13 protein-coding genes are annotated in these 14,242 nt (G+C 71.6%); 7 read left to right on the top strand and 6 right to left on the bottom strand.

Going from position 1 to position 14,242, the window contains the following annotated elements; translation table 11 throughout:
* Positions 1 to 31 precede the first annotated feature (31 nt).
* Positions 32 to 970 (bottom strand): PspA/IM30 family protein, encoded by a 939-nt coding sequence (locus OVA21_RS14090; protein WP_119193528.1) that lies wholly within the window; start codon positions 968 to 970, stop codon positions 32 to 34.
* A 71-nt stretch (positions 971 to 1,041) separates the two neighbouring features.
* Positions 1,042 to 2,493, bottom strand: coding sequence for a hypothetical protein (locus tag OVA21_RS14085; RefSeq protein ID WP_268092687.1), 1,452 nt, complete (start codon positions 2,491 to 2,493; stop codon positions 1,042 to 1,044).
* Positions 2,494 to 2,917: 424 nt separating this feature from the next.
* Between OVA21_RS14085 and OVA21_RS14080 the strand changes: the two genes are divergently transcribed.
* The 5 genes from OVA21_RS14080 to OVA21_RS14060 all read left to right on the top strand — a co-directional run bounded on the left by OVA21_RS14080 (position 2,918) and on the right by OVA21_RS14060 (position 7,583).
* Positions 2,918 to 4,306 carry a hypothetical protein gene (locus OVA21_RS14080; RefSeq protein WP_268092686.1) on the top strand — a complete coding sequence of 463 codons (1,389 nt, stop codon included), beginning with the start codon at positions 2,918 to 2,920 and terminating at the stop codon, positions 4,304 to 4,306.
* Positions 4,307 to 4,424: 118 nt separating this feature from the next.
* A complete protein-coding gene (locus tag OVA21_RS14075) occupies positions 4,425 to 4,934 on the top strand; it encodes an NUDIX hydrolase (RefSeq protein ID WP_268092685.1) in 510 nt (169 codons plus the stop codon).
* 75 nt (positions 4,935 to 5,009) lie between these two features.
* Entirely contained in the window at positions 5,010 to 5,645 is a 636-nt protein-coding gene (locus OVA21_RS14070; RefSeq protein ID WP_268092684.1) for a hypothetical protein, read from the top strand.
* Entirely contained in the window at positions 5,642 to 6,304 is a 663-nt protein-coding gene (locus OVA21_RS14065) for a copper chaperone PCu(A)C (RefSeq protein WP_268092683.1), read from the top strand. Before OVA21_RS14070 ends, OVA21_RS14065 begins: the two co-directional genes overlap by 4 nt.
* On the top strand, positions 6,297 to 7,583 hold the full coding sequence (locus tag OVA21_RS14060) for a Dyp-type peroxidase (RefSeq protein ID WP_268092682.1): 1,287 nt from the start codon (positions 6,297 to 6,299) through the stop codon (positions 7,581 to 7,583). Before OVA21_RS14065 ends, OVA21_RS14060 begins: the two co-directional genes overlap by 8 nt.
* Positions 7,584 to 7,694: 111 nt before the next feature.
* On the opposite strand, the gene OVA21_RS14055 is transcribed toward OVA21_RS14060, so the two are convergent.
* The 4 genes from OVA21_RS14055 to OVA21_RS14040 all read right to left on the bottom strand — a co-directional run bounded on the left by OVA21_RS14055 (position 7,695) and on the right by OVA21_RS14040 (position 12,100).
* Complete coding sequence (locus OVA21_RS14055; protein WP_253002533.1) at positions 7,695 to 8,684, bottom strand: SGNH/GDSL hydrolase family protein; 990 nt, start codon at positions 8,682 to 8,684, stop codon at positions 7,695 to 7,697.
* 80 nt (positions 8,685 to 8,764) lie between these two features.
* Positions 8,765 to 9,514, bottom strand: a complete 750-nt coding sequence (locus OVA21_RS14050; protein ID WP_268092681.1) for an SGNH/GDSL hydrolase family protein — start codon at positions 9,512 to 9,514, stop codon at positions 8,765 to 8,767.
* A gap of 431 nt (positions 9,515 to 9,945) precedes the next feature.
* Entirely contained in the window at positions 9,946 to 10,998 is a 1,053-nt protein-coding gene (locus OVA21_RS14045) for a beta-ketoacyl-ACP synthase III (protein WP_268092680.1), read from the bottom strand.
* A gap of 160 nt (positions 10,999 to 11,158) precedes the next feature.
* Positions 11,159 to 12,100 (bottom strand): SRPBCC family protein, encoded by a 942-nt coding sequence (locus OVA21_RS14040; protein ID WP_206472993.1) that lies wholly within the window; start codon positions 12,098 to 12,100, stop codon positions 11,159 to 11,161.
* Positions 12,101 to 12,178: 78 nt separating this feature from the next.
* Here OVA21_RS14040 and OVA21_RS14035 point away from each other — a divergent pair, with 78 nt between their 5' ends.
* Together OVA21_RS14035 and OVA21_RS14030 are read left to right on the top strand one after the other, a co-directional pair.
* The gene (locus OVA21_RS14035) at positions 12,179 to 13,441 is read left to right on the top strand and encodes an MFS transporter (RefSeq protein WP_268092679.1); all 1,263 of its coding nucleotides are present in this window, start codon (positions 12,179 to 12,181) and stop codon (positions 13,439 to 13,441) included.
* The gene (locus OVA21_RS14030) at positions 13,434 to 14,240 is read left to right on the top strand and encodes a fructosamine kinase family protein (RefSeq protein WP_268092678.1); all 807 of its coding nucleotides are present in this window, start codon (positions 13,434 to 13,436) and stop codon (positions 14,238 to 14,240) included. The genes OVA21_RS14035 and OVA21_RS14030 overlap by 8 nt, the downstream gene beginning before the upstream one ends.
* The last annotated feature ends 2 nt before the right edge of the window (positions 14,241 to 14,242 follow it).

Here is a 14,242-nt window from a genome sequence, read left to right as displayed (position 1 = left end):
ACGATATGTCGCCCGCGTTGCGAGCAGGAATCTACTCCCTGGTGTCCCGGGGGAGCGTGGGCCCGGAGAGGTCCTCGGGGCTCGGCTGGTCGGTCGCCTCGTCGGGATCCCTCGGGGCCTCCGGGTCCGCCTGGCCGGGCGCCCCGGCCTGGCCGGTGGACGACGCGGCCGGCGACCCCGCCGACGACCCGGACTGCCCCTCGCCTCCGGTGAGCTGGCGGTCGGCACCGGAGTCGGAACCCGAGTCGAGCCCCATCGAGGCGCGGATCTGCTCGAGCTTGCTCTTGCCCTCGGATTCGCGCGTGAACGCGGCGGCGTCGAGCTGTGCGGTCGATGTTGCGCCGGTCGCCTCGGCGAGCTCCTGCTTGCCCAGTGCGGTGGTGTAGCGGCCCTCGATCTTGGCGCGGATCTCGTCGAAGGTCGGGGAGTTGCCGCCGCCGGCGCCCTGCAGGGAGGTCATGGACTCGGTGGTCCGGTGCTGCATCTCGGCCTGGGTGGCCTGCAGGAGCAGCTGATCCTCCTGCGCCAGTGTCTCGCGCAGCCGCTGTTCGGACTCCTTCACCGCCTGCTTGGCCTGCTCTGCGGCCTGCACCGCCTGGCCGTGCAGCTGCTTGGTGTGGTCGAGGTCCTGCTCCAGTGCCACCAGCCGCCCGGCGAGCTGCTCGGCCTGGGTGTCGAACTGCTGGGCGCGGGCGGTGTCGCCCTCAGCGCGCGCCTGCTCGGCCACCTGCAGCGTCTGACGGATCTGTCCCTGCACCTCCTCGAGCTGCCGCGACTTGGTGCCCATGGCGATCTCGAGCTGCTTGGCGTTGCCGATCACCGCGGCCGCCTGGTCGGACACCGACTTGTGCTGGTCGCGCGCGTGGTTCATCGCCTGATGAACGAGGATCTTGGGGTCCGCGTTGTCGTCGACCGACTTGTCCAGCGAGGCCTTGAGGTAGTTCCAGCCCTTGGCGAAGGGGTTCGGCATGGCGGCGTCCTTTGATGTCTCGGTGTCAGGGGTCGGTGTCAGGTGTCCCGACGGCGGTGCGGTGCGTGTTCCTACCTCTTGACGGTACCGATCAGCGCGGCCACCGGCAGGGCGGTCCGCGGCAGGTACGGCTGACGCCACAGTCCGCCGGATGCCGCTCCCGACGACTCGTGCTGCCACTGGACGTCCACCTGCGGCCGGCCCACGTTGAGGTCGTGGACCATCAGCGCGGCGAGCAGGGCGGCGGAGGTGTCGGGCGCGAAGATCTCGATGCCGAAGGCGTAGGCGCCCTTGTAGGTGGCCGCGAGGATCTTGTTCTTGGTCACCGAGTGGGTGTCGGTGGCGGGGGCGACGTTGATCGAGACGGTGTGTCCGTCGGCGAACGCGGTGGTGGCGCGCCAGCGCTGCACCCGCTTGGCCAGGGTGTAGTTGGGGCCCTGCTGGGGTACGAGGGCGTCGTGCACCGCCGGGCCGTGGCCGGCCGGGTAGTTGCGGGCGAAGACCTTGCCGCGGGCGACGGAGCCGACGAGTCGCTTGACGTCGGTGATCTTGCGCGACGCGAGTGCCGCGTTGGCGGCGTCCCTCACGTCGGCGGGGACGACGAAGGTGTCCATCGGGGTGGCGAGGTAGGCGAGCGCGGTGGCGGTGTTGTCGCGGAGGAGGTCGACGACGAGGGCGTCCGCCGCGGAGGAGAGCTGGACGTGGGTTCCGCCGTCCGCGTAGAAGTAGCTGCCCACGGTGAGCGGTGCGGGGGCCGCGGCCCTGGCCCACGCCGCGAGTTCGGGGAGCTGGGTGAGCAGGTCGATGCCGGGGCGGCCGTCCGGCCCGGTGGGGACGTGCAGGCGCCCCGCGAACGTCGAGGCCTCCCCGCGGAAGCGATCCCACGCGGGGCTCGACGGCAGGTCGACGCCCATCACGTCGGCACCCCACTGCAGGAGGCGGCGAGCAGGTCCCATCTCCGAGCCGAGGCCCAGGACGAGCATGGCGCGGCCGGGCAGGGAGAGCCACTGGGGATTGTCCTGCACGAGCTTCAGTGCGGCGGCGCAGCTCGGCTCGATCACGCCCGCCGAGACCCATGTGTCCAGCCGGGCGCGCAGGAGGTCGCCGGTCAGTTCCTCGCCGCGGAAGGGGATGGACAACTCGCGGACCGGGGTCGCCGTGCCCTGGATCGTGTCCGTGGCCGGCGTGGTGGTGGGGGCGACGACGGCGAGGTAATCCGACATCGGGGTCTCCACGGATTGCCCGGCTGTGTCGTGCACGCCGACCATGCGGGACTGCAGCGACTCGAGGGCGGCCCGCGCGACACCGTCCCAGACCGCCGGGTCGGAGACACCGATGCGCACGAGCTCGGTGAAGGGATCGATGTACCCCTTACGCCAGTCCTTGATCCGGTGGACACGCTCGGAGGCGGCCGGGTCCACGGTGGCGAGTGCGTCGGCGACGACGTCCTTGGCCAGCCGTCCGGTCGAGCGGTTCCCGGAGGAATCGGTGGGGAAGAGGACTCCGGTGGTGCTCGATGCCATGACGCTCCTGATAATCGGGGACGATGCGAGGTTAACCTCAACTTCGGTCGGCGTGGTTTAACTCCGCCCAGTCTTGGACTCCTTGACGGCGCCACCACCCGAATGTGTGATTAAACTCACCTAACGGGCAATTGCCAGTAATCAGTTAAAGCGAGTTTATTTCCTAATATTTACATATGCCGAGGTCGTGGGCCGAGAACGCCAGTGTGGGGCCCGATTTGGCGTCTAGCTGCGAGGTTGGCCAACCGCCCATCGTTGGCGTGTTGCTGTGTCATAGAAGAGCGTGGTGTAACAGCCCTGAGTATTACCTCGATATGGTGATGACACGATCGAACGGCGGGTGGTCAAGGCCACGTGCCGGGCCGGCGAGCAGGGGGAGATTCCGAATCGCCGCGTCGTCAACGACAACAGGAAGGCATTTCCTATGAAGAACTCGAAGCGGATGCTGGCCGTCATCGCGGCCTCCGGACTCGCGCTCGGCACCATGCCGGGTGTCGCCAATGCTCAGAGCGTCGAGGCGGGCCTGGGCCTCGGCCTAGCCGCTGGCTCCGTCGCACTGGGTCTCGGTCTCGGCCTCGAGGCCGGCTCCGACAACGAGCTTCCCGGCTCGAGCGAGCTCACCGGTTCGCTGGACGGCCTCGGTACCGATTCGCTCGAGGGTGGCTCGACCGAGCTGACCGGTTCGCTTGACGACATCACCGGATCTGCTTCGGGCGGTTCCTCTGACCTGGACCTGGGCTCGGTCACCGAGGGTTCGTCTGACCTGGACCTGGGCTCGGTCACCGAGGGTTCGTCTGACCTGGACCTGGGCTCGGTCACCGAGGGTTCGTCTGACCTGGACCTGGGCTCGGTCACCGAGGGTTCGTCTGACCTGGACCTGGGCTCGATCACCGAGGGTTCTTCGGACCTGGACTTGGGCTCGCTGACCAACCTGACCGGCTCGCTCACCGACCTGGACCTGGGCTCGATCACCGAGGGTTCGTCTGACCTGGACCTGGGCTCGCTCACCGAGGGTTCGTCTGACCTGGACCTGGGCTCGCTCACCGAGGGTTCGTCTGACCTGGACCTGGGCTCGATCACCGAGGGTTCTTCGGACCTGGACCTGGGCTCGGTCACCGAGGGTTCGTCTGACCTGGACCTGGGCTCGGTCACCGAGGGTTCGTCTGACCTGGACCTGGGCTCGCTCACCGAGGGTTCGTCTGACCTGGACCTGGGCTCGGTCACCGAGGGTTCGTCTGACCTGGACCTGGGCTCGCTCACCGAGGGTTCGTCTGACCTGGACCTGGGCTCGGTCACCGAGGGTTCGTCTGACCTGGACCTGGGCTCGCTCACCGAGGGTTCGTCTGACCTGGACCTGGGCTCGGTCACCGAGGGTTCCTCCGACCTGGACCTGGGCTCGCTCACCGAGGGTTCCTCCGACCTGGACCTGGGCTCGATCACCGAGGGTTCTTCGGACCTCGACCTGGGCTCGGTCACCGGCTCGCTTGACAGCATCCTCCCCGAGCTGACCGGTTCGCTCAACGGCGGCTCCGAGAACCTCGGCTCCGGCGACATTAACCTGGGTTCCGCCTTCGAGGGTTCTGAGAGCGGCTCCGGCGCGAACGGCTCCAGCGAGGAGGCGCTCGCCCTCGGTTCGCTGGCCGCGGTCAGCATCGGCGTCGGCCTGGCCGTCTCCGGTGGCGTCAACATCCCGGCGCTCCCCGAGATCAACGTCGGCCTGGTCTGCAACCTGCCGCCGGCGGCTATCGACTTCCTCAAGGACAACGGCTCCATGGAGCAGGATGAGTGCGAGCCCGAGGAGGAGCAGAACTGAGGTTCTGCCCCCTCCACCGCTGACTGAGTCAGCGACCGGATAGCACTCCGGCGATCCCCCGTCGACCACACGGTCGGCGGGGGATCCGCCATTTCGGCCCCCGGATACGCTCTCCGACATGGCCACCCCCGACTTCGTCCTCGAACTCCGCAAGCACGTGGGCACCGCCCCGCTGTGGCTGGCCGGAGCTACCGCGGTCATCCGGGACCCCGAGAGCGCCCGCGTGCTCCTGGTCCGGCGCAGTGACAACGGCTGGTGGACCCCCGTCACCGGCATCGTCGACCCCGGCGAACACCCCGCCGACGCCGCCGTCCGCGAGGCCCACGAAGAAGCCGCCGTGACCATCCGCGTCGACCGCGTCGCCTCCATCGGCGTCTCCCGCATGGTCACCTACGACAATGGCGACCGCGCCCAGTACATCGACCACACCTTCGCTTGCACCTACCTGAGCGGCGACCCGCACCCCGCCGACGGCGAGAACACCGACGTCCGCTGGTTCGACGTCGACGACCTGCCCGAGATGCGACCCCACATGCTCGCCCGGATCGACGCCGGGCTGGCGGACGAGGAACGCGCCCGCATCGTCACCACCACCGAGGGCGACGCCACCGGAGACTCCCCCGCCTGAACGGCCACGGCTGATCCATATGACTCCCGCCACCTCCGGATACTGGTCACACCCCCCGGGGCATAGAATCGAGCCATGTCCGCCGACCGCCTACGCGCCGAGGTCCCGCCCGCGGTGACCGCGGTCGTGGGCATCGTGGTGGCGCTGGTCAGCGGCGTGTTCGGCATCAGCGCCCACGGACTGGCCGCCGGCGCGCTCGCGGGCCCGCCCACGGTTGGCCAGATCCTCGCCGTCGCGGCCACGAGCGCGGGAATCGGTGCACTCGCCGCATCCGTCGCCCGCCGCCGGACCCCCGTCCTCGCCGCCGCGGCCGGCCTGATCGCGGGGCAGGGACTCGTCCACCTCGTACTGGCCTCCGGCCACACCCACGGCGCCACCGGCACGACCGGTGTGCTCGGCCACCACGCCACGGACCCGGCAGCGCTCCGGGCCGCGATGGACGGCGTCGGCCCCGCCCCGGCATCCTCCGCGGCAGCACTACTCACCCCGGGAATGCTGGGCGCCCACGTGGCAGCGATCGCCACCACGCTCGCGCTCGTCGCGATCCTCTCCGGGACACTGTCCTGGTTGGCGGCTCGGATACCGCCCATGGTGGAGACGGCCCACCTCGTCGTCGTCGCCCGACTCCTGGCCTCCTACGACGCCGACACCCCCCGCGGACGGTTCCTCCTGGCCCGCGGGGGAACCCGCGCGCCGCCCGTGGCCGTGTGACCACCACCCGCACCGGTACGCGCCCCGCGCTGCCGGGCGATCACACACACCACACCGAGGACACCCACACCATGCGTACCCACACCCGTGCCGCCTTCGCCGCGGCCTGCGCACTCGCGCTCGCCCTCACCGTCACGGCCTGCGCGACCGACGACACCGACATCACGAACGCCGACACCACGACCGCCGCCGCGGCCGACACCGCCGACTCAACCGCCGACTCAACGGCCCCGACGACCGTGACCTTCGACGACGGCTGGGCCAAGGCCACCGGCACGGAGATGACCGGCGTCTTCGGCACCATCACCAACCCCGGCGACACCGACCTGCACCTGATCGGTGTCGAGAGTGACCTCGGCGGCAGCGCCGAACTGCACGAGACCGTCCCCGGCGGCAGCGGGATGATGATGCAGGAACGCGAGGACGGCTTCGTCATCCCCGCCGGCGGCGAGCTGGTCCTGCAGCCCGGCGGCAACCACATCATGCTCATGGAGCTGGGGCGCCCCATCACCACCGGCCAGCAGATCACCCTCACCCTCGAGTTCGACGGCGCCGAGCAGGACGTCACCGTCTCCGCCCGCGACTTCCAGGGCGGGGAAGAGGAGTACGTCGGCGGCGGTCACGGCGAGATGAGCGGGGGCACGAGCCACGATGGCTGAGCAGGCCCGTCGCGGTCTGTCCCGGCGGTCGGTGCTCGGCGGCGGCGTCGCGGCGGCGGTGGGTGCCGGCGTCGTCGGTGGCACCGTCGTCGGCGGTGCCGCGGGGTACGTGGGGCGAGGTGTCGTCGACGACGACGAGGTGATCCGAGACTGGAAGGCGGTCGCCGACTCGCGGGTCGTCGGGACGGCCACCGAACCGTTCCACGGCCCGCACCAGGCCGGCATCACCACGCGACCGCAATCGCATGCCGCGTTCGTGGCGTTCGAGATCGTCCCGGGGGCGACCCGCACGGAGATCCAGGGAGTCCTGCGGGCGTGGTCCCAGGACGTCGCCCGGCTTACCCGGGGGCGAGGCGGACTCGCGGACCTCGAACCCGAGCTCGCCGAGGACCCGGCGCGGCTCACGGTGACGATCGGGTTCGGCCCCGGGCTGTTCGAGGCGATCGGGATGCCCGACAAGCGGCCCTCGTGGCTCGCTCAGTTGCCGGCGTTCCCGCAGATCGACCGACTCGAGGACCGCTGGTCCGGCGGGGACCTGCTGCTGCAGATCTGCGCCGACGATCCGCTGATCGTGTCCCACGCCGCGCGGGTGTTGGCGTCCGGCGTGCGGGGGGTCGCGCGACAGAAGTGGGTGCAGCGGGGCTTCCGCAAAGCCGTCGGCACCGACCCGACCGGGCGGACCCAGCGCAATCTGTTCGGGCAGGTCGACGGCACCGTCAACCCCACCGAGCAGGATGTGGACTTCGATCAGGTCCTGTTCTCCGATGGCACCTCGTCTGACGGGCAGGTCCAGCGGTGGATGCGGGGTGGGTCCTCGCTCGTGCTTCGGCGGATCCGCATGACGATGGACACGTGGGAGGAGATCGACCGCACCTCACGCGAGCTGAGCGTCGGCCGGCGGCTCGACACCGGCGCCCCGCTGACCGGGGTGCACGAGCACGACCCGGCCGACTTCGACGCGGTCGACGAGGTGGGCCTGCCCGTGATCCCGCCGGGGTCCCACATCGCGCGGGCGCGGCAGCTCGACCGGAGCGAGGCCATGCTGCGGCGGCCGTACAACTACGACGACCCGCCGGAAGGCGGCGAGATCAGCAACTCCGGTCTGCTGTTCACCGCCTATCAGGCAGACCCGGTGCGCACCTACGTGCCGGTTCAGCGGCGGCTCGCCGAGCAGGACGCGCTCAACACGTGGACCATCCCGATCGGGTCGGCTGTGTTCGCGCTGCCGCCCGGCGCGCCGGAGGGCGGGTACGTGGGGCAGGGGCTGTTCGAGGGCTGACGGGCGCCCCCAACGACGCAGCCGCCCCCGGGCGTGGCGTCTGGCGCACGCTTCGGTGCGCGCCAGACGCCCTCCCCAGGGGCGGCTGTGGTCGTACCGGGGTGGCGGCGGTCAGATCGCCGCGGCGATCGCGTCGGCCATGGCCTGCTGGCCCAGGGCAGTGGGGTGGAAGGCGGCCGTGTTGTTCGCCGAACCATCCGCGAACACGACCCACCGCTCGTCCACCGGAGCGCAGCCGCTGCGGTCGGTGTCAGAGGAGGGCAGGACCGAGATGTGCCCGTTGCGCTCAGCGGCCTCGTCGACTGCGTCGTTGATGGCCTCGGTGACCTCACGGGCCCACTCGAGATTGTCGGCTCCGATCAGGGTGGTGAAGAGACACCCGTCCTCGTCCGACGCTGGCATGAGCGGCAGGTACTGGGCAGCGACAACGGTCGCGTCGGGCGACGCCGACTCGATGGCGGCGTAGACCTCGTCGACCGCTCCGCCCTCCCCGAAGATGTCGGCGATGTCCTGAGCGACGACCCCACCGAGCTCCTCGCGGCAGTCGATCGGCTGATCCGGCCCGGCGGGCTGCAGATGCGCGGTGATGCACCCGACGATCGTGCCGAAGCCCACGTCGTTGCCGCCGATGGACAGCGTCACCAGGTCGGTGTCCGCGTCGAGTGCCTCGATCTGCGGCGGGGCTTCAGGGTACTGCGTGTCGACGAGGATGTCCTCGGTCTGGGCGCCGCCGCACGTGGCGTCGGTGAGCTCGCCCACGGCGTGGTTGGCATCGAGCTGGTTCGGATAGTTCGCCAGGCTCTGGCCGCAGCCCTCGGGCCCACCGGCGGGCGTGGTGTTGTCACCGAGCGCGGCGTAGGAGTCGCCGAGCGCCACGTAGTCGGCGTAGGCCGGAGTCGAGAGCGAGCCGAGCGAACCCGACGCACTGACAGGGGTGCCGACGCTCGACCCCAGGGAGCCGAGAGCGATCGTGCCGTCCGCCTGGGTGGTGGACTGGGCACCAGCGACGGGTGCGGCCGTGAGGACGACGGACGCGGCCAGGGCGAGGGAGGTGGTGAGGGTGCGGGAACCGGCGAAGCGGCGCCGAGGAGTGGTGAGCATGAGCTCTATGTTCTCTCATCGACGCCGCTTCGTTACCGAATTGGGCCCAACTGGACAGCCGTCAGATGACGTGACCGGCCTCAGGCATCGCCCAGCGCGGCGAGCACCCGATCCGCGACGTGCGCATGGCCGGCGGTGGTCGGATGGACCGGCACCGCGCCGGTCTCGAGGCCCGTGAAGTCGACCCAGCGGTTCTCGGGCGGGGTGCACATCGAGTGCCCCGGTTCATCGGGGATCACGACGGTGGCGCCGTTGCGCTCGGCGGCGTCGCGGACGACGCGGTTGATGCTGTCCTGGAAGCCGCGGACCTTGGCCCGCTCCTCCCGGCTGATCGCCATGAACGGAGCGCAGGCCGGGGATTGCTCGATGATCCGGTCGTCCGCGGGCACCGCGGCCAGGTACCCGACCGTCACCACGCGGGCCTGCGGTGCGCGCTCGGCGATCCCGGCGTACACCGCGTCCATGCGCTGGTCGAGAGTCTCGAGCGCGCGGGCGGCCTGCCTGTCGATGACGTCCGAGCACCCGGCGGTGGGATCGAAGCCCTTCGACAGGCTCGCCGTCGCGCCGTCGACGATCGGCAACAGCTCGGGTGCGGTGTTGGGCCGCAGGGCGCATGCCACGATCACGGCGGCGAAGCCCACGTCATTACCGCCGATCGTCATGGTCACCAGGTCGGTATCGGCGTCGAGGGCGTCGAACTGGGGCGGGGCCCCGGTCCGGCCGACCGCGAGGAAGTCGTCGGCCACCGCGCCGCCGCAGCTGGCGTTGACGAACGTGCCCACCCCCAGCTCGCGGGCCACCACGGTGGGGTAGGCGTCGTCGGTGCGCACGCACGCGACGGGACCGGCCCCCACGCGCCGGGCGCGATCCTGCCGACGGCGGCGTAGGAGTCGCCCAGCGCCACGTACTTGGACGGGCCGGTGCCCGCCCCCGACAGGACGGTCGGGCCCATCCCGGTGCCGGTGACCTGTCCGGCGATGGTGCCGCCCAGCGTCTGCGCGGATCCGCTGACGAGCTCGAGTGGGGAGGCCTGCGGCGCGACGGGTCCGGGGATGGCGGGCGCGGCCCCGGCGGGGGCCGCCAGCAGCGGGGACAGCAGGGCGGCGGTGGCCGCGACGGCACCGGAGACCAGGCGGCGCGTGACGCGCCGGGAAAGAGACGTGTGCATGGGATCACTGTCTCATGAACACATGTCTAGTTGGCGTCCCTCCCGAGGCCTTCCGGGGCACGCGGGGAGGCCCCGGGAGGGACGCCCGGGCCGTCAGTCGACGGGCGGGGCCGCGGGGAGTCGGACGACCTGGCCGGCGTAGGAGAGGCCGGCGCCGAACCCGATGCACAGTGCGACGTCGCCCTGCTTGGACTGGCCCTCGCGCAGCATGGTCTCCATGGCCAGCGGGATCGAGGCGGCCGAGGTGTTGCCGGTCTGCTCGATGTCGTTCGCGATCGCCACGGTGTCGGGCAGACCGAGGTGCTTGGCCATCGCCGAGTTGATACGGCCGTTGGCCTGGTGCGGGACGAATGCCTGAATCTGCTCCGCGGTCACCCCGGCCGTCTCCAGCGTCTCGGCGCACACCTTCGACACCTGCACGGCGGCCCAGCGGAACACCTTGGACCCGTTCATGGTGAGGAAGGGCTGACGGACGTCCTCGGCGCCGGAGTCGACCTCGTCGACGTACGCCTTGAAGTCCTTGGTCTGGCTGATGGCGCTGCCCTGCTCGCCGTCGGAGCCCCAGACCACCGGGCTGATGTCGTTGGTCTCTGCCGGGCCCACCACGACCGCGCCGGCGCCGTCGCCGAAGATGAACGAGGTGTTGCGGTCGGTGAAGTCGATGCCGTCGCTCATCTTCTCCACACCGATCACCACGACGTACCGGGAGGCACCGCCGCGGATCATGTTCGTCGCGACCGCCAGGCCGTAGCCGAACCCGGCGCAGCCCGCGGTGAGGTCGAACGCGGCGATGCCGTTGCGGCCGAGGTTCGTGGCGACCTGGGGCGCGGCGTGGGGCACCTGCGTCCAGTTGGTCGACGTGCACAGGATGACCGCGTCGACGAGCTCGGGGTCGATCCCCGCCGAGGCCACGGCCTTCCTGGCCGCCTCGGTCGACATCATGACAACCGACTCGCCGGGGCTCGCGAAACGACGGTTGAGAATCCCGGACCGCTCGTAGATCCACTCGCTGGTCGAGTCGATCGTCTCGCAGATCTCCTCGTTGCTGACGACGCGCTCCGGGCGGTACGCGCCGATACCCAGCAGGGTGGAGCCGGGCGCGCCCTCGCCGGTCGCGATGGTCACGGTCTCGTTGGAATCCGCCATACGGATGTAGCTCCTCGTCGGTGTGCGGTTCGCGATCGGGTCCCGCTGGCGCGGCCCGTCACGATACTTCTCCGCAACAGTACTGCGGTCGGTGAGAACATCGGCACATACGACCGTGACGTTTCGCCCCCGACAGCGGCCACCCCCTCCGGTGCGCGGCTCACCCGCGGGCGAGCCCCTCGAGCCACTCCCGCCAGCGCGGCGCGTCCCAGGTAGGCGGGACGTCCACCGCGGCGGCCCCGAGCGGTCGGCCGTCGCCACCGGGGGCGTCGACGTACTCGAACACCCGCACCGCCAGCGCGGCCCGGCCGACGGCGTCCTCGTGGGTCTCGCCGGCGGGGAAGGCGAACAGCTCGAGCATGCCGTCAGCCGGCGCCGAGAGGATGAGCGTCCGCGAGGCCTCGGACCCGGTCGCCACGATGCCGCCCACCTCACCGGACCTGGCGACCACGCCGCCGTCACCCGGGTTCCCGCCCACACCGGACGCCGGGGCGATGAGCGCCGCCGTGACCCGGGCCCACAGCTCCGGCACCGTGGCCTCGACCGGATCGGTGGCCGCGTCCACGGTCACCACCCCGTCGGCCGGGCGATGGGTCAGCCGGTGGGCCAGCACCGTCAGCGCCTGCACCCACCCGTCGAGACTGCCATCCACAGACTCCTCCGCCAGTTGCCCGCCGGAGCCGAACCCCGACCGCAGGGTGAGCACGCTGCCGCCCTCGCCGTCGTCGACCACCTCACACGACGTCTCCCACGGCGGAACCGGGACGCCCTCGCCCATCCAGTCCCGCTCGGCGTAGGAGAACAGTCCGGGCACACTCCCGGCGGGCGGCGTGTAGACGGTGATCTCGCCGACCGTCGCGGTGAGCATCGCCTCGGCCGCGGCCTCCGGGCCGGTCGTGGGATCGGGGGCGCCGGGGTCGGCGAACTGCACGATCCGGCCCCCGACCTGCGGTTCCATCGCGCACGGCACGAACCAGGAGGAGATCCCCTCGCCGGTGGCGACCGCGTCCCACACCACCGCGGGCGCCACGGGCAGCGGCACCCGGCACGCCACGCGCCGACCGCCGTCCTCGGTCTCGATCCCCGCCGTCACGTCGTACACGGGCGTACTCCCCTCACCGGTCCGCTGCTCTTGCCGCGTAACGCTACCGGCGCGCCGGCCGGACGTAGTGTGGCGGTCGTGAGTGCGACGACCCGGACCGGTACCACCCGCGGACCGATCGCCGCGACCGCCCTGCTCTTCGCCGCCAACGGTGCGATCTTCGGCGCCATCGTGCCCCGCCTGCCCGACCTGAAGAACGCGCTCGACCTGGGCCCGGCCGGATTCGGCCTGGCCATGGCCTGCTATCCGGCCGGCGCGCTCGTCGGTGGCCTGCTCACCCCCGCGTTGATGCGGCGGCGTTCGGACGGGGCGGTCGCGGTCGCGGCGATGGTCGTGGCGTCGGGTATCGCGGCACTCGTCGGCTTCTCGCCCGTCGTGGCCGTGTTCGCGGGATTGCTGCTGCTGTTCGGGCTGACCGACGCGATCACCGACGTGGCGATGAACGCCCACGGGATCCGCGTGCAGTCGCGTCACGGCAGGTCGCTGATCAACCGGTTCCACGCGGTGTGGTCGCTCGGTGCGGCGCTCGGCGCGGTCGGGGGATCGGTGGCCGCGGGCGTCGGCACGCCGGTGGTGGGGCAGATGATCGGGGCGGGAGTCGTCTGTGCGCTCGCCGCGCTGGCCGCACTTCCCCTCCGGCTGGGTCCGCCGGTCGCCGAGGACGACTCCGGGCGCGACCTCGACACCATGCCCCCGTCCGCCGCGCCGTCTCCCGCCGACCGGGACGTCTCCCGCCGCGTACCGGTCGGTCGCGCGCTGCTGCTCCTGCTCGCGCTGGGGGTGCTCGCCGGATGCGCCACCCTCGTCGAGGACTTCGCCCAGACGTGGTCCGCGCTCTACCTGCGCGAGGTCGCGGCAGCGGGCGCCGGCCTGGCGGGTCTCGGGTTCGTCGCGGTGCAGGGCACGCAGCTCGTCGGACGCGTCACCGGTGACCGCCTGGTCGAGGGGTTCGGCGCGGCGCACGTCGGCCGGATGGGCGGGGCGTGCGTGGTGCTGGGCTCGGGTGCTGCGCTGGTCGCGTCGTCGCTGCTCGACGGCCCCGCCCTGCTGATGGTCCTGCTCGCGGGATTCGCGCTGGCCGGGTGGGGCATCGCCACCGTGATCCCGGGTGCGATGGTCGCCGCCGACTCCGTGCCCGGCCTGGCTCCCGGCGCGGGCCTGGCGGTGCTCAACTGGGTCCTGCGACTGGGCTTCCTGGCCTCCCCGCCGCTCGTCGGTCTCGTCGCGCAGCATGTCGGGATGCGCTGGACGGTCGTGCCGATGCTGGTGGGCGGCGTGCTCATCGCCGCGCTCGCCGGGCCGCTGCTCGGCCGCGACACGAGGGGAGATCGACGTGGATGACCGGGTGTTCGTCAAGAGGGGCTCCCGCCACGGCCCCGACTTCTTCCGCCACGAGGCCGCGGGTCTGGCCTGGCTCGCCGCGGCCCCCGGCGGGCCGAGGGTGGTCCGGGTGGAGGAGGTCGACGACGACGAGATCACCCTCGAGAGAATTCCCGCGGGTCGCGCGACGACGCGGGCGGCTCTGCGGTTCGGTCGGTCGCTGGCGGCGATGCACGATGCGGGCGCGGCCGCCTGGGGCGCACCCGCGGACGGCTGGGCGGGCCGGTGCTTCATCGGCAACCGGCCCCAGGAGTGTGCGCCCACCGCGTCGTGGGGCGAGTTCTACGCCGAGCAGCGGGTCCGCCCGTTCGTCCGGATAGCGGTGGACCTCGGTGTCCTCGGCGGCGCCGACCTCGCCGTGGTCGAGCGGGCCTGCGACCGCGTCGCGTCCGGCGAACTCGACGACCCCGGCGACGTCCCCGCCCGCATCCACGGCGACCTGTGGACCGGCAACGTGCTGTGGACCCCGGCGCGGGCCGGAGGGGAGGGCGGCGGAGAGAACGACGTCGGGGCCGTGCTCATCGACCCCGCCGCGCACGGCGGCCACCGCGAGACCGATCTGGCCATGTTGGCCCTCTTCGGCGCCCCGCATCTGGACGAGATCCTCCGCGGGTACGACGAGGCGCACCCGCTTCGTGAGGGATGGCGCGACAGGGTCCCGCTGCATCAGCTGCACCCGCTGGCCACCCACTCCGCCGGGCACGGCGCCGGCTACGCGATCGTGCTGGCCGACGCCGCCCGGCAGGTCCTACGGCTCTAGGC

Origin of the sequence: Dietzia sp. SL131 (genome assembly GCF_026672565.1) — a bacterium.
Classification (GTDB): Bacteria; Actinomycetota; Actinomycetes; order Mycobacteriales; family Mycobacteriaceae; genus Dietzia; species Dietzia kunjamensis.
This window is presented reverse-complemented; position numbering and strand designations above follow the sequence as displayed.

Excerpts from the sequence above, each read along its gene's own strand:
- OVA21_RS14045 (WP_268092680.1), bottom strand. The coding sequence starts at position 10,998 with ATGGCGGATTCCAACGAGACCGTGACCATCGCGACCGGCGAGGGCGCG.
- OVA21_RS14060 (WP_268092682.1), top strand. The coding sequence starts at position 6,297 with ATGGCTGAGCAGGCCCGTCGCGGTCTGTCCCGGCGGTCGGTGCTCGGC.
- OVA21_RS14070 (WP_268092684.1), top strand. The coding sequence starts at position 5,010 with ATGTCCGCCGACCGCCTACGCGCCGAGGTCCCGCCCGCGGTGACCGCG.
- OVA21_RS14075 (WP_268092685.1), top strand. The coding sequence starts at position 4,425 with ATGGCCACCCCCGACTTCGTCCTCGAACTCCGCAAGCACGTGGGCACC.
- OVA21_RS14055 (WP_253002533.1), bottom strand. The coding sequence starts at position 8,684 with ATGCTCACCACTCCTCGGCGCCGCTTCGCCGGTTCCCGCACCCTCACC.
- OVA21_RS14080 (WP_268092686.1), top strand. The coding sequence starts at position 2,918 with ATGAAGAACTCGAAGCGGATGCTGGCCGTCATCGCGGCCTCCGGACTC.
- OVA21_RS14090 (WP_119193528.1), bottom strand. The coding sequence starts at position 970 with ATGCCGAACCCCTTCGCCAAGGGCTGGAACTACCTCAAGGCCTCGCTG.
- OVA21_RS14085 (WP_268092687.1), bottom strand. The coding sequence starts at position 2,493 with ATGGCATCGAGCACCACCGGAGTCCTCTTCCCCACCGATTCCTCCGGG.